Origin of the sequence: Olsenella sp. An285 (assembly GCF_002159625.1) — a bacterium.
GTDB classification, from domain to species: Bacteria; Actinomycetota; Coriobacteriia; order Coriobacteriales; family Atopobiaceae; genus Thermophilibacter; species Thermophilibacter avicola.
In genome coordinates this window covers 128,920-148,322 of the sequence record NZ_NFIZ01000003.1, presented here as the reverse complement: position 1 = coordinate 148,322, position 19,403 = coordinate 128,920, and the positions used below count along the sequence as shown (strand labels likewise).

General features: G+C 57.2%; 15 protein-coding genes. 6 read left to right on the top strand and 9 right to left on the bottom strand.

From position 1 onward, the window contains the following. Positions 1–6: 6 nt before the first annotated feature. Positions 7–513: a DUF6998 domain-containing protein gene (locus B5F79_RS03235; RefSeq protein WP_206390999.1), complete on the bottom strand. Its 507-nt coding sequence runs from the start codon at positions 511–513 to the stop codon at positions 7–9. 257 nt (positions 514–770) lie between these two features. On the opposite strand from B5F79_RS03235, the gene B5F79_RS03230 reads away from it, so the two are divergent. Then, complete coding sequence (locus tag B5F79_RS03230) at positions 771–2,543, top strand: GmrSD restriction endonuclease domain-containing protein (RefSeq protein WP_087217471.1); 1,773 nt, start codon at positions 771–773, stop codon at positions 2,541–2,543. Between the two features lie 96 nt (positions 2,544–2,639). Here the strand turns inward: B5F79_RS03230 and B5F79_RS03225 are convergent, their stop codons facing one another. Then, positions 2,640–3,287, bottom strand: a complete 648-nt coding sequence (locus tag B5F79_RS03225) for an HNH endonuclease family protein (protein ID WP_087217470.1) — start codon at positions 3,285–3,287, stop codon at positions 2,640–2,642. A gap of 180 nt (positions 3,288–3,467) precedes the next feature. Between B5F79_RS03225 and B5F79_RS10805 the strand changes: the two genes are divergently transcribed. Further along, entirely contained in the window at positions 3,468–5,504 is a 2,037-nt protein-coding gene (locus B5F79_RS10805; RefSeq protein WP_143786230.1) for a hypothetical protein, read from the top strand. Positions 5,505–5,661: 157 nt separating this feature from the next. Further along, positions 5,662–7,440: an AAA family ATPase gene (locus tag B5F79_RS03220; protein ID WP_087217469.1), complete on the top strand. Its 1,779-nt coding sequence runs from the start codon at positions 5,662–5,664 to the stop codon at positions 7,438–7,440. 335 nt (positions 7,441–7,775) lie between these two features. Here the strand turns inward: B5F79_RS03220 and B5F79_RS10800 are convergent, their stop codons facing one another. The 3 genes from B5F79_RS10800 to B5F79_RS03210 all read right to left on the bottom strand — a co-directional run bounded on the left by B5F79_RS10800 (position 7,776) and on the right by B5F79_RS03210 (position 9,416). Then, entirely contained in the window at positions 7,776–8,375 is a 600-nt protein-coding gene (locus tag B5F79_RS10800) for a hypothetical protein (protein WP_143786229.1), read from the bottom strand. A 204-nt stretch (positions 8,376–8,579) separates the two neighbouring features. Beyond that, positions 8,580–8,879: a hypothetical protein gene (locus B5F79_RS03215; RefSeq protein WP_087217468.1), complete on the bottom strand. Its 300-nt coding sequence runs from the start codon at positions 8,877–8,879 to the stop codon at positions 8,580–8,582. A gap of 3 nt (positions 8,880–8,882) precedes the next feature. Beyond that, a complete protein-coding gene (locus tag B5F79_RS03210; protein WP_087217467.1) occupies positions 8,883–9,416 on the bottom strand; it encodes a hypothetical protein in 534 nt (177 codons plus the stop codon). A gap of 131 nt (positions 9,417–9,547) precedes the next feature. Between B5F79_RS03210 and B5F79_RS03205 the strand changes: the two genes are divergently transcribed. The 3 genes from B5F79_RS03205 to B5F79_RS03200 all read left to right on the top strand — a co-directional run bounded on the left by B5F79_RS03205 (position 9,548) and on the right by B5F79_RS03200 (position 11,474). Then, complete coding sequence (locus tag B5F79_RS03205) at positions 9,548–9,973, top strand: TIGR04076 family protein (RefSeq protein ID WP_087217466.1); 426 nt, start codon at positions 9,548–9,550, stop codon at positions 9,971–9,973. 101 nt (positions 9,974–10,074) lie between these two features. Beyond that, positions 10,075–11,049 (top strand): hypothetical protein, encoded by a 975-nt coding sequence (locus B5F79_RS10795; protein ID WP_143786228.1) that lies wholly within the window; start codon positions 10,075–10,077, stop codon positions 11,047–11,049. Positions 11,050–11,261: 212 nt separating this feature from the next. Next, positions 11,262–11,474 (top strand): SOS response-associated peptidase, encoded by a 213-nt coding sequence (locus B5F79_RS03200; protein WP_143786227.1) that lies wholly within the window; start codon positions 11,262–11,264, stop codon positions 11,472–11,474. Between the two features lie 3 nt (positions 11,475–11,477). Here the strand turns inward: B5F79_RS03200 and B5F79_RS03195 are convergent, their stop codons facing one another. The 4 genes from B5F79_RS03195 to B5F79_RS03180 all read right to left on the bottom strand — a co-directional run bounded on the left by B5F79_RS03195 (position 11,478) and on the right by B5F79_RS03180 (position 19,393). Then, positions 11,478–14,030, bottom strand: a complete 2,553-nt coding sequence (locus B5F79_RS03195) for a DEAD/DEAH box helicase family protein (RefSeq protein WP_087217464.1) — start codon at positions 14,028–14,030, stop codon at positions 11,478–11,480. Further along, positions 14,027–16,033: a site-specific DNA-methyltransferase gene (locus B5F79_RS03190; protein ID WP_087217463.1), complete on the bottom strand. Its 2,007-nt coding sequence runs from the start codon at positions 16,031–16,033 to the stop codon at positions 14,027–14,029. Before B5F79_RS03190 ends, B5F79_RS03195 begins: the two co-directional genes overlap by 4 nt. Before the next feature lie 608 nt (positions 16,034–16,641). Further along, positions 16,642–17,754 carry a hypothetical protein gene (locus tag B5F79_RS03185; RefSeq protein WP_087217462.1) on the bottom strand — a complete coding sequence of 371 codons (1,113 nt, stop codon included), beginning with the start codon at positions 17,752–17,754 and terminating at the stop codon, positions 16,642–16,644. Next, positions 17,747–19,393 carry an ATP-dependent nuclease gene (locus tag B5F79_RS03180; RefSeq protein ID WP_087217461.1) on the bottom strand — a complete coding sequence of 549 codons (1,647 nt, stop codon included), beginning with the start codon at positions 19,391–19,393 and terminating at the stop codon, positions 17,747–17,749. Before B5F79_RS03180 ends, B5F79_RS03185 begins: the two co-directional genes overlap by 8 nt. Positions 19,394–19,403: the final 10 nt, after the last annotated feature.

Here is a 19,403-nt window from a genome sequence, read left to right as displayed (position 1 = left end):
GAGCGCCTACGCGACTGGCGGTATCCTCTCCTCCGGCAACACGTCCTCGTTAAGCCGCCTCAGTCTTGCGAGCGAGACCTGGTACTGCCCCGTCTTCGGCCTCTTCCGACCGGAGACGAGCTGCCACGCCGGCCTCCCGGGACCGTTGTAGACCTCTGCCAACTGACCCCTGTCATCGATGCTGAGCACCAGGAGGTAGTCGGGTTCGCTGCTGATTGCGATAGCACGCCGCTGGGTCGCCTTGATCTGCACGAGCCGCCCATCCGGAGCCTTGCCGTCGTGGGTCTCGTAGTCTGCTCGGAACAGGCTGATACCATAGCGTTCGGCGGCGAACACCTCGCCGATGCTCCCGACGAGGTGGCCGTCAGGCGTGAAGTGCCTGCCGGGGTACATCTTTTCGAGTCTGCCCGTGAGCTCATACAGTTTTTTATGATGCTTGCCAACTCCTGTGACCTGTCCATTGTTGAGCTCACTTCCCTCTCCTGGCGAAAACCCGTGTCTCTCGCGTTTCAATCCGCCTCTTCTAACTATTCCTCGTCCAGCAGCTCCGCCAGCAAGCGCATCTGACTGACGGGTACAGGCTCATGCAGCGGCCACAAGCAGCGAGAAGGATAGGCCCGGAACCCCGTCCGTCTCTCCAAGGCGCTACAATTGGAGCCGCCCGCGCAGAGCATGCTAGGACTTCCCGCCCATGTCGCACATCATCAGCATCAGCGGGTTCTCCTATTCTGCCTGGGCGGTAGCAAACAGTTCAAAACGAGGGAGATCTCATGGCCGAGCCGCTGTTCACGAGAGTTGACCGACCGGTTGGGAAGCTGGTCAGCGACGTCATCGAGGGGCGCGTTGGCCTGCCCGATCTTCAGAGGCCGTTCGTCTGGAAGGACAGTGACGTCCGCGACCTGCTCGATTCGATGCTCCGGGGCTATCCCATCGGGTACTGTATCCTGTGGGAGGCTCCCGACGACCAGGAGGAGAAAAAGTCCTCCATCGGTCTCAACGACAAGAGCTATGCCACGCCCAAGGAGCTCGTCATCGACGGGCAGCAGCGTCTTACGGCGCTTGTCTCGTCCCTGTATGGCATCTCAGTGAAAGACCAGACCTTCTCCGACAGGCGAATTACTATCGCATACGACCCCATAGCGCGTGAGTTCCACACCTGGGACGCTGCCATCAAGAACGACGCGCGCTACATCCCGGATGTTAGTGAAGCCTTCCGCGCAAAGAAGGACAACGAGATCGTTGAATTCCGCGAAGAGTACATCGCCCGGCTGAACGAGGCCAACTTCAAGCGGGGGGCCGACGCCCTCAGCGTTAAAGAGCGGGCCGCAGTCGAGAACGGCATCAACGAGCTACTAAACCTCGAGACGACCTACGTGATTCCCATCCTCTCCATCTCCAGCAAGGCGGACGAGGAGCAGATGTCACAAATCTTCATCCGGGTCAACTCAGGCGGCACCAAGCTCACCGAAGACGACTTTATCATGACGCTGCTTTCGGTCTACGAGCCGCAGACTCGGCAGCGCATCGAGGACTGGTGCGAGGAGAGCCACAGGCCGGGAACGGGAACGTCATACAATGCGCTCCTCACAGTCAGGCCCAGCCACGTGATCAGGGCGACCGTCGGCCTTGGCTTCGGGCGCGGCAGGCTGCGCTACGCGCGCCTCATCCTAAATGGCCGCGATCTTAAGACGAAGGAGACCAGTGCCGCGAAACGCGAGGAGAACTTCCAGAAGTTCGACGCGGCCCTGGACAAGGTTCTCAACCTAAACGACTGGCACGCCTTCATCAACGCGCTCGCGGACGCCGGATACCTGAACAGGAGCATGATAAGCTCCGAGAACGCCATCCCTCTCTCGTACACAATCGCCCTCATCGCCAAGCACCGCTTCGGCATCAGCGGGGTCGAGCTGCAGCGCATCTCCAAGCGATGGTTCTACACGGCGATTCTGACGCAGATGTACTCGGGCAACTTCGAATCGGTGTTCGAGCAGCAGCTGAATGCCATCGACGAGCTTTCAGGGGCGGACGCATTCCAGACCTGGGTAGACGCTGAGATCTCCGCGCGCCTCACCGACGACTTCTTTGGGGTCACGCTGCCAAACGAGTTCGACAAGAACCGAGCGAGCGGCCCCGTCTGGAACGGATTCCTCGCCGCCCAGGTGGTACTCGGGTCACGGGTACTATTCGGGACTGGCACTGTGGCGCAACTTCTCCTTCCCGCGAGCAGCGGCGTCAAGAAAGCGTACGACAAGCACCACGTGTTCCCGGCAAACTTCTTGAAGAACGGCCCCTACGAGGGCCTTAGGGACCGTAGAGCGAACTTCACATGCGTGGACTACCAGAAGAACATCTACATCAAGGACGACGACCCCAAGGTCTACGTTTCGAAGTTCAGGGAAGCACTTGGAGACGAGGCGTACGAGACGGCATGCCGAGAGAACGCGCTGCCAATCGGGTTCGAAAGCATGGATTACCCGGAATTCCTAGCGACGCGCAGAGTGCTCATGTCAGACATGATTCGAGAGGCATACCAACGCCTGTAGCAGAAAGCGACAGGCAAGCTGCCCTGAAGTCTATGGGCTTCAGGGCAGAAGCATTCTTTCGGCTGCCCCTACGACGCAAAGACCTCCGCTCCAAGCTCAGGACATAGCCATGCATCCAGCGCGTTCGCAGTCGGGGCCGAACATCTTGTGCCACTCCCCGCTGGCGAGCGCGTTCTGCGGCATGATGTGCTCGATGGTGAAGGCGCCGCCCGTAAAGTCCGGCGGGTCCTTCGTGTGATAGCTGTTCTCAAGCGTGGTAAGCAGGTAGAACCCCCGCTTGAACGCGTAGCAGTCGCGCGTCCTGAGCGCCCGCTCAAACTCCGCGTCGCTCGGCATGCGCCGCTCCGTCCCCTCCTCTCCCAGGAGAATCGCCTCATAGGCCTCGCGGATGTTGCCGCCATCGTCCCGCACCGCGTTCAGCCGCGCAATCACGGACGAGAAGAACTTGTTCAGGCTGTTCGTCGCGACGTCACACACAGAGCGACGGAAGAGGTAACTCTCCGTGGTACTCAGCATGGAGGCGAAGTCGTCATGCGAGAGGGCATCGCCGACATAGTCCTCGAAGAAGGACATGAGCAGCGGGTTCACGACGGAGACGTCAAGCTTCTGAATACGAGCGAGAAGAACGCGGAGCTCCTTGTCCTCGCAGGCACCAGCCGTGATGCACGCGTAGTGCCCGGCGTAGCGGCGAATCTCCTTGAGAAGCTCGGTCATCTGCCCAGGCTTGTCGTAGCCATTGTCCATGACGTGCCGCTTGAACAGTCGGTACACGTCACGCGCGACGATGCTGGTCGGGACTTTGAAGTCAACCCTAGACACTCTACAAAATAGAGACTAACCATTCGCCTCCAGCACGTAGACTTAGAAGCTAGGCAAAACTTGTGACTACCCATGTCGTACTGCATCCGCAGCGAGGTGATAATAATGAATGCTGCCAATCACAATCGTGTCACCTACTATGGTCGTAACGACTGGTCCGCAGGTTATTACCGTGACAGATGCATTGAGATGCTGACCAGATCAGAAACGCATTCCCCTGTCACAATCAATGACGCCATTGAGGCTCACCAGTGCAAATTAATGGCTGACAACATTCCAGAGCTATTCGAAGGCATGGCCTCTCTTGACTCTGGCGAGCCCGCAAAACGGCTCTTCTCTACTGCGTGTAAGTTCATCAATCAATTACTTTCTGTCTACAGCGTAGATGACGTGTTTGAAGCTGTCGAACTTCAATATGCTGAGCAGTTTTGGAGCCTCGTTGAGACGTCTGGCGCCATCACAAAAATCCAGTCCGATGATTTAGAAAAACTCATCAACCGTCATCCCGAATGTATTAGTTCCGTCTTAAGAAGCAAGCGACTCGTTAGCGACTTTGGTGAAGCGATCAAACGCGCTCTACTTAATCACACGGCTATTGCGGCCGAGCTCATCATCAGCCGACTTGCAACAGACTCGGGTAGCCGCGAGAATCTCCACCTTCCATCTTCGCTCGACAGCTCTGAGATAGATCGCATTATGCTCGACTACATCAAGAGCGAAAATGCTAATCCAAACTACTTGCTAGCATTACGGGGCTGGCCAACTGGATCTTCCGGATTTTATAACCCATCTCCGGAGGTTAGAGTACAGGCGAAAAGAAAGTACGATAGTTCCGTTGAACAGCTCTTTGCCAACGGAACAGGACTTCATTTCTACACTGGCGTAACCATCGACATGAATCAAATCGCGTGCAAGGGCCTAAAGGTCGACGGCCATAACTTAACGCATATCTTTAGCGGACAGTGGCTGAAGAAGTATACCGACCCCGCTACCATACTGAACAACTTGCAATTCATATTCGACTACATAGACATGAACGGCCTCATGTCTGCTCCTGCGCGAACTCATGAGCAAACGGCACTCCTTGAATTACTTGGAACTCACGTGAAGGGAGAATATCGCTCATCAACAAGCTTTCAGATGCGCAGTGGATTGACCTATCTTGAATCGGCAGCCTATAACGATCTTCTCAAATCAAGTGGAACAAGCATCGAAAGCGCTCTTGAATGGGCATATGGCGAGTACTTCTCTGAAGAGTACGGAATACGTGGCTTCACGCTCTCGCTTCCCGCTAAAGGCTCTTCCTGGCTCGACAAGTGCAAAGCGATGGGGCCCGAAATCGAACGAGTTATTAAAGCGTACGCAATTTACTCGAAGAGGGGCGAGGTTGATGACGATTTCTTTCCGTTCGAAACGTTAAAGTCCTTTTCCTCCCTTATGGCACTAGAGGAGAAGAAGTATGCCATAGCAGGACCCGAATTCGAGCGATTGGGCCATGCGCTGTTTTCCGATCAATGTATGCTTGCCTATCTTCACGAATCCCATGAGAGCGAGCTTTGCTTCTTCGATGTTATGAGGAAACATCGCGTCACGCGGCACGATTATTCTGACTATCTCCAGATGACAATCGACATGCTTATTGATGCCGACCTAATTCTCGAAGACAGCAGGGATAAGAGGCTTCTTCCGACCCCTCGTGCCGTATGCATCAAACTGGTCTGGGATTATGACGCCATAACTCTACGGCGTCGTACAGAGGAGGATTCCTCTGTAGTTGAATCGTTAGTAGATGATCGAATTCTCTGCTATTGCGACCAGCTATTTGCTCCCGTAGAGGCAGATTATCTTGACTATATGTTTAACGATGCATCTTTCCCAAATTCCTTGGCCCTTCGAAACCGATACGACCACGCTCATAGCGCCATCCCGAATCCACAAGCAGAGGATATTCGCGACGACTATTACCAACTCCTGTCTATTCTTATATGTATTACGCTCAAGATTAACGAAGAGCTAACCCATAAAACCGGAAAAGGCGGTGTTGAGGATTTCGACGACTGGCCTCTTTATGACAAAAGTATTCTACAGGCAGCAAGAGAGCTTTGGGAGAATGGACATCATCACCAAGAAGTGCGAAAGTAGCGGCGTCACCCCATCGCTATTGAACTGCCCGGCACAAGCTTCTCAAACCGCGGCAGTACTATTGGATTGTCAAAATGGTGCGACGATAGTACGTTGAAAGCGAATTGCAACTTGAATGGGTTTTTCACAAAAGTACTCTCGTCTTTAGGAAGACAACATGAGTGAAAACGAGTCCTACGAATTCCTCGGATTTGGCATCGGGGGATATCGTAGCTTCGCATCAGATAAGCAAGCTTTAGTCGGACCATTTGGAAAAGTCCATCTAATCACCGGGCAGAACAATGCTGGAAAGTCCTCGCTTGCAGACATAGCATATCGAGTCCTGCCCACATTGTCGCGTGGTGGAATTGGTGACAGCCAGCATTACCCTTTCACCAATAGAGACATCCCGCAGGGCAACCAGTGGACTTACGACGCTCGCATAACTTTGTCTCTCTGCTTCAGTCGCACTTCTCTACTGTCAAATGCAAAAGGCCCAAGGCAAAATGACAGTACCGTTAACACCGTACTTGACAAGGCTCTATCAAGTGAACTAGTTACCCGTGGAGACAAATCTGCGTGTTGGCTTGATTTTGATGCTCCGGCCATCTCTAGAACAACTGGCAGCGAGACCCTCTCCATCAACGAACAATTCGCAAAGTCGCTTGCCAAAGAATGCAATACAGATTTCCGAAAGGTTGCCTATACGATTGCATCTCAATACGGATCAGACCCCCGAGATAATCTCGAATTCATTGTACGACAGATCATCCCATGGAATACCATTCCGCAAGTAATAAAGGTCGAAGCGATTCGTCAAATAACCAGCGATGGTGAACCCAGGCGATACGAAATAACTGGAGGAAAAGGCCTGATAAAGGAACTCAGACGACTGAGGATGCCTAATGTTGAGGAGCAATTCGTCAATCAGAAAAAGTGGGCAAGATTCGAACGGTTTGTACGCGGCATTCTAAATGACCCCGATGCAGAGGTAACCACAGACGCAGAGGCAACCGCAGTTCTCGTCAAATCTGGAACTCCCGGCTTCCTCGAACTGTCTGACCTCGGCACTGGGATCGAAGAGCTCGTTATGATTGCTGCCGTCGTAGCATGCAACGACAACAAACTCATCCTCATCGAAGAGCCCGAGATTCATCTGCACCCCACGCTTCAGTCGAAGCTGGTCCGCTACTTCCTCGACGACGAGAACGGGAACAGGTTCCTAATCACGACGCATTCGCCCTCGATCATCAACACTCCAGGCGTCACCATAACGCAGGTTACCAACATTGGAGGTAAATCCACCGCTTCGCAGGTAAGGGGAATCGTAGACGCACGCAACGTTCTCGACGACATCGGCGCAAAGCCATCCGACCTGCTTCAGTCAAACTACGTCATTTGGGTCGAGGGGCCCTCCGACCGGATTTACGTGAACTACTGGCTAAGCGTTGTAGCCCCGGATCTCAGTGAGGGAACTCATTATTCGGTGATGATGTACGGAGGAAGGCTGCTTAACTCCTGCAGCGCGGATATCCCAGGCGATGATGACGATCTCATTGCGCTGTTCAGAGTAAACACCCACTTCTGCGTTCTGATGGATTCCGACAGGGAGAAGAAGAGGGCTCAACTAAACTCAACCAAGCTTCGAATTAAAAAAGAGTGTGAGGCCAGCGGAAACTTTTCATGGGTAACAGATGGCAGGACGATTGAGAACTACGTTCCCGCTGAGGTCCTACGATGCGCACTTGATGCCCTGTACCCAAACAAGACATATGACTGGGAGTTGGGCGAAGAGTATATTTGTCCTCTGAGTGGAAAGTTCAAAGGGAAGACCTACGGACCCGACAAAATTAGGGTTGCAAGGAAAGTGGCAGAGCTTGGACATGAGCTGTCACCAGAGCTTCAAAAACATCTCAATAAGCTCACGAAGATGATCCGAGAGGCAAACGGAATGTAAGCTCGAGTGGAAGACGCGCTCTGCGGTGAAAACAGGTCATGTCCTTCCAAGACAAGTACCCCGAAAGGCCGGCGCAGATACCCCACTCGATTAACTTACCGGAAATAATGCCTAGATTGACTCACGGCCAACCGTGCCCGCCGATTCCGAAACTGCCAGTGACCTTGCGTTTGATACTGACGTAGCTAGCATTCCTTGGCAAAACAGGATAGAGGCCGCGCACCGATCCTTATCAAGGCTCGCATCGCCCACCGCGCCGTCACACCGACGGCTTCAATTTGCCACTAACCTCTTGCCGAAGAGACCAAAATTACAAACAACTTGTTTATCGCGGTCTACAATTTATCGCCCAATTTACGATGGTTTAAGCCCGCGTATTCAGCCACGTCAACAACGCGAACCTCATGTTTTGCCAGCTCACCTTCATTAACATTTTGCAGACAACGTTCTGCGCTGTCACACAGGGCATCGCAGAGCGTCTTGATATCTATGCAGACATGAACATGCTCTTCTATTCGCTCGTCCCCACGTGGGTCTGACCAGCAAGATCCGTAGCTATCACAGGCGTGTACGCGAAACTCAAAGTCATACGTATAGTCTCGCCCGGGCTCTCGTTCCCCATATTCGAAGTCAATGTCATCACTGCCAGAATGAAGCAGCTCGCAGCGCAGCTGATAGCACATGTCGGCGGAAAAGTACGGGCGCCATGCTCTCCAATTCTCATCAAACCCAGTGTGGTCAGCAAATCGGGGTTCGACGTTCTCATGGAACCATTGTTTGTATTGTTTTCCAACAAGCCTTTTCCCATGAGGAGAGACGTATTTCGGATACGCAATCTGGCCCATCACGTCGGGGATAGTCAACGCCAGGGCAAGAGCCGGCAACCAGCACTCCTTCTCGATGGCATCTCGGATGGCATCAATCGTCTGACGCATACCCCTCCCTCCTTCTGAACAGAGGAGCCAATCGTTAGATAAACGCAAAACCCATGTAAGAATATGCCAAGAGCAAACAGGACACACTCGGTCAGTCGCAGCATTAAGCTCATCCTATTACCCAGACGACATTCTCGGGAGTTGATAATCGCGACTTAACCCCCGTCGCCAAACTCCAGTCGGTTATTGATCTACTGCGAAGAATCATTTCTTTGCGCCCGCCTCCTCCACGTCCATCACGTCCGCGAGCAGCTTGATGCCGCGGTCGTAGTTGAACGTCTTGGTCTCGAACTCGTAGGTGATCGAGCCGGTCTTGTAGCCCACGTTGCGGGTGTAGTCGCCGAGGCCCGTCACCTCGATCTTCGGGACCATAATCTCCTTGGCGTTGCGCCCCGCGCGCGCCATGCGGCGAGGGCTGTTCAGGCACGTCGAGCACGCGGCCCTCTTGTAGACCTCGTCCAGGACGGCGGTGTAGTTCTTGGTGTAGGCGATGCTGTTTGCCATCTGCTACTCCTCGCTCTCGGGAAGGCCGGCGATCCTGCGCCAGTGGCTCATCTGCGTCGACTCGTCGGCCCCGGCGGCGCCCGCGCTCGGCAGCCCCGTCGCGCCGGTCGGCGCGGAAGCGGGGGCGGGAGAAGCCGAGAAGAGCCACGGCTCGGCGGCCCTAAGCTTCTCGATGTCGTTGTCGTGGTCTGCGAGGAGCGCGCGGGCGGCCTTCACGTTGCGCGCCCCCGCGATCTGGAGCTCGAACCCCACGCGCTCCTCGTCGCCCCTGCGGCGCAGCTCGTCCATCTCCTTGCGCAGGGCCTCCGCGCCCTCGGCGGTCTTGGCCGCCTCCGCGATCTCGCCCTCGAGCTCCGCGATGCGCGCGTCGCGCTCCTTCAGAGCCGCCTCGTAGTCCGCGCGCGCCTTGGCAGCCGCGTCGCCGCCGGCAGCTGCGCTCACCTGCGCCTGCGACGCCTCGCCCTGGTCGTCGCGCTGCGACGCCTGCTGCTGCGAGCCCTGCTCCTCGAGCTTCGTCTCGTCCTGCAAGCCATCCATCTACCCGTCCTTCCGGTAAGGCGGGCAAGAAGAAAGCCCGCACCCAAACGATGGGTAAAGGCTATGGGCGTGTCACAAGTGGCCCGACGCGGGGATAATGGAGGTGGGCGGAGTCGACCGAGGAGGAGCAGATGAAGCACCAGTGCAAGGTCACCGTCCCGGACAAGAAGCTCTTCCCCGAGCTGCAGCGCGAGTACTGCGCCGAGCCCGAGAGCGGCGCGTGCCCCTGTTTCGAGGTGGGGCAGGAGTACCTGTTCCGCACAGGCCTGGGCACGGACGGCTTCCGGCACTTCGGGCACAACCTCGACCCTGCGTTCCCGTGTGCAGAGACGTGGGACTGCATCAACCGCTATGTCTACACGGCGCTGCAGGGCGGATCGATCATACACGGCTGGATGCGCGACGACCGCCAGATGATCGCCTGCTGGCAGGACGGCACGCGCCCCGTGATCCTTAGGATTGAGCGGATCGACATCTCCGAGACCGACGAGGAGCGTGCCTGGCTGGAGCACCAGGACTTCACCGTGCGGCAGGAGGATACCAATACGGGAATGTAAGGCAAACGATATACGTTATTTCAAAGTGCACCCACGTAGAACTCCTGCGATATACGCCCATTATTAATATGTAATATTATTAGAATGAGTGGATAAAAACGATGAGTGAGAGAATGGTATTCACGAATCTTTGGCAAATTGACGAGCTTTCAAAAGCCGCTATCGACGACCTCTCTTTTGGAGAACTTGAATCAAATCCCAGAGGATATTTCAGATTGTTAAGTTGCCCACTGTGCAGCGATCAGCTGGCAGCAGCAATAACCGTAGGTGAGCCCATAGGGGATTATAAACAATTAGATTGGTTGTATCATTCTGTGCAAACGAATATTTATTTATTGCTTGATAGCTATAATTTAGAGGAAGATGGTCTCGTATCTTTACCCGAGGGGAAACAATCACGGTACTTATACTATGTAGCCGCCGATGCGTTATTTCATTCAATAGTCGCATCTGCAAAGAAATTTCTGGACAGAGGGCAACACCTCATTGAGAAATATCACGGTAAAGAATCCGAGCGCTATCGGCATTGGAAAAGCATAACCTCGAATGCCTATGACAGCAGTCTTGTATATGCGCTAATGTACGATCTGAGAAATAAAACTGAACATGATTTTTGGACCATTAGTTTAGTAAATATTGATGAAATTAATCAAAAAGCTGGACTTGCCATTAATATTGATAATGACCTTATGAACTTAGGTCTTAAACAAGGACTGATCGAACGCCTCAAAAACTGGGCGAGCATGCGCACGGGAGAAGAAAAGACCGCCTGGCTGTCTCTTGGAAAGTGCGTTAAGACATATCAATCCATGATTCAAACGCTATATCTAATCTGTCTCGACGCACTCATCGAAGTTATCGAAAAAAGAATAGAGGAGCATCGATTGACTCTTGAATCTATGCCGGGCAATTTTATAGTCTGGTCCGGAAAAGGGGTACTTTCCCATTCGGCAACCGGCCAAACCCGTGTATACCACACTCCCGACGTCAAAATAATCGAATCGATGAAACAGATACAGAATTATAATATTATCAGTAAATTATACCTTTCAAAAGACAATGATTCCCTTCCCTGATATTACTGCTTACTGACACGCAAAACACATCGCCGTAATGCACCTTGAGTCCTGCGCAAGTATCTCTGTCAGATTCCTCTCTCCAATTGCCGCTCGCGCAAACCAAGGTGACGTGTTTCCTCTCAACGCCCAACTGCAAGCACGGCACCCGCGCCATAGCCAATGTACTCCAGTGCTACGAGAAAGGAGCTTTGCTAGTCCATGACTGCACATTGCCCGACACCAGAGCGTTCCCGCTCGCCTCCGTGCTCGAGCACGACCGATTCTCGATTGTCACCACCAGGCCGAACGCAAGCGTCGCCTCGATGCATGGCCGCATGTCGCTCGTGCTCAGGCCAGGCGAGTCAGGCATCTGGCTCGGCCCGGACTTCGCGCAGCTCGCGGACCGCAGCACGCTCCACCTAGCCTCGGGGCCGGAGGCATAGCTCCTACTTAGTCTGGACCGGGCTCGACTTCGCCCTGAGGTCGCTCCACGAGTCGGAGGAAACCACGTCGTCCTCGTAGGCGATAAGGTAGCCCCATTGCTCGTCGCAGAAGTCCTCGTGGGCCATGAGCCGACGCACGACGCCCTCGGCGGCCCTCCGCTTCAGCTGGACGACGTCGTTCTCGCGGCCCCGGGCGTCCTTGCCCTCGATAATCCAGTGAACGCCCTCATCGTCGAGCGCCACGAAGTCAGGGAAGTAGCGGTCCCTGGGGGTGTAGTAGATGCAGGCGCCGTCTTGCGGGTGGAGCCTGTGCCACCAAACGACGTGCGGGGATGTGTCGAGGAGGCGCGCCAGCAGGTACTCCCCGGTGTATGAGTCGAAGGACTCTGCTTCGAAGAGGGACTTGATCCACCCCGTGTAGAAGCGCCCCCGCGCGAACTCCGAGCGCGAGTCGACCTTCTCGTGGACCGTCTCTCCGAGCGGCACGCTGAGCTCGTCGGCGGCAGGGAGCCTCCTAGGGACGATGCTCGTCTCCTCGGTGCGCCTGCGCAGGGCCTCGTTTGCGAAGTCCCTCACGAGCCTCTCGAGCTCGTCGTTGGCGGACGCGAGCGACTTCACCGTCCACTGCTCGAAGGGAACGTGCCGCATGAAGGTGCTCACGAGGTAGCGCCTCGCCAGCAGCTTGTTCTCCCGGTTGACGGTGATGAGGTTCCCCGACATGACGAGCCTCACGAGCGCGTCCTCTGCCTGGCCCGCCTCGATGTGGACGCTCTCGACCTCGGCGCTCTCGGTGTCGCGCACCCTGACGCCGGAGCCGAGGGCGGCGACGATCTCCTTGCGAATGAGGACGTCGCCCGTGGAGGTGACGCGCGCCGCCGCGCGCTCTATGTCTCCCTCGTCGATGTCGGAGAGCGAGACCGTCACGTCCGACATCTGGACCCTCGTGCAGGGGAAGAGGTAGGAGACGCCCGCGAGGGAGGGGCTCCTCCCGACCCTCGCCGCCGAGGGGAGCGGCACGTCGGCGGGAATCCCGCCCTCGCCGATGACGCGAGCCCCGATGCCAGGCCCGCCCGCGCCAGAGGAGGGACCCTCAGGGGGAGCGCCCTCCTCCGCGTCGGCGTACTCGCCGCCTCCCGCGCCACCGACGGCCCCCTGCCCGGCGGCGTCGGGCTCGCCGCCGTGGCCGCCGCCGGCGATGCCCCTGATGGCCTCCTCGACCCCCGGTCGCTCGGCCTCGGACGCGGCGTCGTCCAGGCCGAACTGCTCGAGCACGTTCTCGGCCCTGAGAAGCTCCACGAAGGACTGGTGCGAGATGATGTCGAGCTGGTCGATCTGCAGCACGCCAGTGTACCGTCCGAACGGCAGCCTGAGGCCGCGCCCCATGGTCTGCTGGGTCAGCACCTCGGACGCCATGGCGCGAAGCGTCACGACGACGGCGATGTTCCTGACGTCCCAGCCCTCCTTGAGCCTGTTTACCGAGACCACGGCGAGGACCGGGGAGTCGGGCGCGTCGAGGTTCTCGAGGAGAAACTCGGTAGCATCGTCGTCGTGCCTGGAGTCAACCTGCAGAACGGAGGTCTGGCTTCCGAAGTAGCGCTGGGTTCGGAGGAGCTCCGCGACCTGGGTGGCGTGGTCAGTGTCCGCACAAACGACGAAGAGCACCGCGTTGAGGTGGTCCCTCCCGTTCTGCTCGGCATAGAGGTCGTAGTAGCGCTGCTTGTTGGCCCGCAGATGCACGGCATCGGCGAGCTGCTGCTCCTCGGGCGCACCGCCGGCCCCGTACCCCTCCCTGCGGAACGCCAGGACGGGAGCCTTCACGTAGCGGTCGCTGATCGCCTGGTACAGCGGGTAGCGGAAGATGACGTGGTCCCCGGGCATGGCCGAGGCAGTGAGCCCGACGCTCGCGGCGGGGTCGAGCTCCCTCAGGGCCGAGTTGAACGCCGCTGCGCTCTCGCTGTAAAGGTGCGACTCGTCTGCGATGACGACGAGGTCATCGAGCTCCCTGAGGTAGTCGAAGAGCACGCCCGCGCTCTCGTCGAAGCGCCTGGGCCTCCTCCTCTGCGCGTCCTGCGTGCCTCCGCGCGTGTCACCCTCGAGGCTCCTCGGAGCGATGAGCTGCTGGATGTTGAAAATGAACGCGAGAACGGGGACGTCGCGCCCGTAGTTGAGCAGCGAGGCGCCGTTGCTGCGGGCGACCCAGGCCGAGTAGTCCTGCGGCGTCACGACCTCGGGCGGGCAGGGGCTCCCCTCGATGTAGCGTCTCGACCCCTGCGAGAAGTTCTGCACGGTCTTCACCTGCACGGTCTTCCCGGGGGTGACGATCATGACGTTGCGGACGCCCTGCCGGCGCAGGTACTCCACGAAGGCCGCCATGAGGTAGGTCTTGCCCGCCCCGGTCGCCAGGTTGAGGATCTGCATGGTCGCGGGGTCGTAGTCTCCGTCGAGGGCGAACACGAGCTCGCGCAGGGCGTCCCTGTTCGGCTTGCGGAGATCGAAGTCGGCGCTGATGGAGTCGATCAGGCTGGAGTCGTACTCGATGCTCAGGCGCCCGCTCACAGCCCCACCCCCTTCGAGTAGGAGAAGATTCCGTCTGGGACGTGGACGATCTGCGAGCCCCTTCGCGCCCTGCGGAGGCGCTCCCGCGCGCCGTCGGCGACGCCGGTGGCGGCGATGACGAGCGACTCGCCCTCGGAGAGCTGGGCCACGAGGTCGTCAACGAGCGCCTCGTCGACGACGCCCTCGTGCACCCTGAGAAGGGTCTTGCCGCGACGGGCGTCGAACGCGCCCCTCTCGCCGTCCGGGAGCATGGTGAAGCCGAGGTTCGCTGCCACAGACCTCACGAGCAACTCCCCTGTAGCAGCCTCCGTGAGGACCACGCGGTCGAGCTCTGCGTCGTAGTCGAAGCATGCGGCCGCAAGGTGCGCGACCTGGAAGCCTCCGCCACCCCGCCAGTTGACTGTGCCTTTGAGTTTGCGCGTCTTCGTCATCCTCTTGAGCAGCTTGATCGTCTCATCGTTCTTGAGGCCGGGATCGTCGGCAACGAGCCTGCTCAGGACCGACGTGAACCTCGCCGCGTCGTACGGGCTCACCCCGTCGGGCAACTCCACACCCTCGGCGGCGACACGCTCGGGCCTACCGGAGGTGACGCCGCCGGGGTCCTCGTCGTTTATCACCTTCTCGAGGCGTGGACGCACAAACTTGCTGAACGTGGACTCGAGCAGCTCACAGGTTACCCAGCGTCGCCCCATCTTCTGTGCAACAGCGGCAGTGGTGCCGGAACCCGCGAAGCAATCGAGCACGATGTCGCCGGGGTTTGTAGCGATGTGAATGATACGCTCGAGCAGTCTCTCCGGTTTAGGCGTATCGAAGGGCTTCTCATTTGAAAAGAGGGCCTTTATCTCACTCTTTGCCTCATCGTTGGACCCTACTTCCAGATAAGGCCACCAATCTTCTGGTACCCTGCCCGGTTTTGTTGCCAGATATGACTTTGAACGAAAGCCTCCTGTACTGGTCAAATACAGCCGAGGCCAACTTCCTGAGGCAAGGCGCGCCCTGGCAAATCCTTTTGCTTCCTCGGTTGTGCAGTCAAGTACGATGGCGGGAACGTCCCGCTTTACCTTGGAGACAGGAACGCCCTCATTGTCGGCACGCCATTCTTCATCGTGAAGATTTTCCAAGCGGCAGGGAGCCCATTCATTCAGCCAGGCCAACATATCGCTTTGTCCAAAACGCCAGTGCCCTCCTCGAGGGGGACGAAGCATCTTGCCAGTCAGCGGACTTTGAATTGCGTAGCACATGCCTCCGGCACCGTCTCCCTTGTTCGCTGTTGCAGGAGCGCTTGTCCAGGGTCCAAGGGGATCGTTGTCTGGATTCTTATATGCGGAGTCCATCGCAACTGTTCGAGGAAGCCTGTTCCATTGAACTAAATTACTTTTCGCATATACCAGAATCATGTCATGCCGAGAAGAGAAACCCTCACGTTCTTTCTTATCGTTTCGTGGCTTGAAAGTCTTCTCCCAAGCTATTTCCGAGAGGAACTGTCCTGCACCAAAGACCTCGTCCATCAACATTCTGATGCGATGGACCTCAACATCGTCAATATGCACCCAGATAGTCGCATCGTCGCTCATGAGCTTTTTCAGGTTTAGAAGCCGATCTCGCATCATGGTTAGCCAGATTGAGTGCTCCAGATTGTCCTCATAAGAAGGAAAGGCTTTCTCGGTGTTGAACGGTGGGTCGATGTAGACGAGCTTCACCTTGCCGACGTACCTCTCGGCAAGCTCCGGCGTGCGCGTGAGCGCCTCAAGCACATCCCCCGACTCGCCGAGCACCATGAGATTGTCGCCCTGCGGCTCCAGGTCGGCGCGCTCCGAGTACGTCACGCCCTCCTGCCTGGGGGTCTGCTCGCCCGTCACGTACTCGTCGAGCTCGAGCACGCGCGTCTCGCAATAGCGAGGGTCGGAGGGGTCGACCCAGCTGTAGCCGTAGCGACCGTCCTCCGTGGGAATGAGCGCCATGTCCTTGTTGTACCAGGTCAGTTGAAGCCGCTGCTGACTCATCGAGCACCTTCCGCCCGTCGCGGTGGGCGACGGATAGAGCGTTGCGGCGCTCAGGGAAAGAGAGGGGTTTCTGAGCCGTCGCAATTCTGGGTAATATGTAGGCCCATCGATAACGAAAAGGCAGATAGCCAGATTATACGGTAATCCATCCCCCGCGTTAGAAATGTCCAAGAGAAGGTGTCTGCAAGACACTCCTACTCGGTTCCCAAGTTTAGCGAGGCACCTTCCATGCTCAGAGACACGTATCGATGAACCATTAGCTGAGAGGTCTCCCTTGAACCGAATCGGGTAGCAAGCGAAGCCGGGGAGACAGTACGCTGAGAACAGCAGGCTCTCATGGGGCGCTCCAAGATGTTCTTGGCAACCTTCAGCTAGAACACGATGACATTCCTGAGTGCCTTCGGACTAAAGGTAATGGCACCCTAGGAACTCTATCTGGCGCCGAATTACGTTGGGAAACCAGCCAACGCGGTTATGATTAATCTCAACCAGCTTTTGGAGCATGGCTCAACAGACTCTTTCCTCATCCCACTAGACGCGAAAACGTGGTTCCGCTCAAAGGCTCTCTTCGAAGCTAGGGTCAACCCTAGGTACGCTCTTTCAACTTTTTAATACAACTTCTTAATTGGTATGTCATCCCCCGCCAATCCCTTACCGGTAATCGAGCGGAATACCCTCTCAGGATTCTCGACTGCCAGAGCAACGCTATACCTTGCCCGTGTTACGGCAACGTAGAAGTTGCAGGCGCTCGCCGGCCTGAGCGCTGTGCCCGAAGTAAGGAACTTCTCGATGGGGCCAGTGGTGACGATAACAACGTCGTCGCGGGTCATGCCCTTCGACTTACGGAAGTTCATCGAGTCGCTGATCCCGTACTTCTCGCTCTTTTGCAGAGCAAGGAGAGTCGCTCCGTACTCGCTCACGTAACGATTCAGGTCTGACTTGGCAATGATGTATATCCCATCGTGCCGACCGCGCGGCTCGACAACGCTTACGGTGGGGCCGAACCCGAGCTCGTCGCCGACTATGATGTCGGAGAGCGCGGCGATTGGCGCGATGCTCCTGTGCGTCTCGTTCTCGTATCTTATGTCGAGAAGGCCCTTCCCCTCCCATTCCCGATAGAGCTTGATCACCTCTGCGTTCGGGTAGTTCTTCTTGTACTTTCGGTCCTTTTCTGCTGTGCTCAGCGTCGACTGGCGGGGGTCAAGGAATAAGTGGACGTCGATGCTCGACTTGAGGAGCCTTTCGAGAACGCACAGGTCGTTGCCCCTGAGATCCTGCGCTTCGTCGATGTAGATCGAGTCGTACAGGCGCTCGAGCCTTCTGATCGCAGCGCCCTTGCTGCTGTCAATCACGTCGAGAGTAAGCTTGCCGAGCAGGCTGGGGTAGGCGTCCCCGTCCCTCGTCAGATATCTGTCCGAGCCGCCCGGGTGCTTGTCCAGATCCACGTCGCGATTCGAGAGGCCCCTGAGGCGGATGCCTGGATATAGCAGGGGCAGGTACGGCCGAACGATGTCGTGCAGCTGAAATGCCTTCCATCCCGTTACCGACGCGTGGCGTTTTGCCCCGGTTGTCTTCTGAAAGATCCTGAGGGTGTCCTCGCGCTGGTTGGTTTCCGTGTAGGTGAGCACGAGGGTGCGTTCAGGGTTCGGCTCTCGTGCCACCGCGTTCGCAAGCTCCTCTGTCTTGCCCCAGCCCGCGACGGCGACGACGGCGTCATTCATTCTCGGCGCTTTCCGGAGCGGGGTCTATGAAGTTGATGGCGTTCAGGATGTACGAAGGTATGTCCAAAACTTCGGATTCACTCCTGTCGGCTTCCAGCAGCCTGAGCGCCCACTCCGTCTTGTTGTTCGTCATGAACTCCTCTAGATTGTCTGTGGAGTTGCCGCGCTTCCTCACGATTGAGGCAAGTGTTTGGAGTTTGTCTTTGTTCGCCTCGATCATCTGAGGCTCGATCGTCTTCCCTTCCTCGAGTGCGCCGCAGAAGAACGCCCTGACGTTCGAGAGGTGGGGTTTGGCGAGCCCGGCCCAGTAATCAGGGTCCTCCTCGTCGTTGTCGCGAAGCGCTGCCACCCTGCCTTTCCCCAAGGCACTTGCGAACTCAAGGAGGCGCTTGTGAGACGTTCCGCATTCGATGACGTCAATGCCCTTCTCGTGCGGCAGCTTGCCGCGCTTCTTTCGGAACGCCCAGTCAAAGACAAGCTCGTCGGTGGGACCTTCGACAAGCACCGACCTGTCTGCCAGCACGATCCGGAGCGTGTCGTATCCGCTGAGGCGCTTGAAGTAGCTGACGGTATCCTTGCTTAGGTTGGTTATCCTGCTCGGGCTGTTTCCCTCGGCCATCACGGAGAGGCTGTCCAAGCCGAGCCTGTTGAGGACGAAGGGGCTGTGCGTGGTGACGAAGATCTGCCTGTCCTCGCTGGCGGCATCAGCGATTACCCCGACGAGGTCGTTGAGCCACGAGTAGGAGAGGTGGCACTCCGGCTCTTCGAGCAGAAGGATCGACTCGCTATCGGCGTTCTCAAGCGACACGGCACACTTCGTGAGCGTCTGCTCTGCGCTGCCGAGCGCGTAGAGTGGCAGTCCGTCCCTGTGGAGGACGATCGAGTTGGTCCAGTCCGTGCGGGGCGACCTGTCAATCTGGAGACCGAGATCGCCTCTCCCTGAGCAGTTGACAGTGATTCCCGCAAGGATATCCCTGTCGACCTGCGCGTAAACCTGCCTGAACCGGCTGGCAACCTCAAACTTCTTATCGTCATCGAGCTCTTCGCCTACATAGCTCTTCGTGTAGGCGTCCACGGCCCTAGAACGGGGCTCGGGCATAGTATCGATGCGCGTGCAGCTGACCCCGTTAGGTCGCCTGACTATCGGATCGCCCTGGAAGATGTGCCAGGAGCAATCGTAGTAGTCAGTCGGAAGAACGAAAGGTCCGCCGGCCTCCTTGATGCTCCGGCACTCTTCGAGAAACTGGGGAAGCAGGTTCGGGGAAACGGAGTAGGTGATGTAGATGCCGGGCGCGTCCTTGAACTTCTTGTCAGGGTCGTTGGCTCCGGTGATCCTTGCTAGGCGCCAGTCCTCGGAGAACACTGCGACGATCTTGATCTCGGGGACGTTTATACCTTCCAAAGGACCGCCGAGTTCCTGGAAGAAGGCGTCGACGATGTCCTTGTTGAACCAGTCGGGCGACAGGGAGCGGCGGGCGCCCTGGCCGCGGATGCTCCCGCGCGTGACAAGCTCGATAGCGTCCAGGACGGTCGACTTGCCGGCAGAGTTCGCGCCGACAAGGATGTTGAGCCCCTCCTTGGGCTCCCAGACGAAGTCTTTGAGGATGCGGAAACCGCTAACGCGAAGCTCACGAATCATCGAGGTAGGC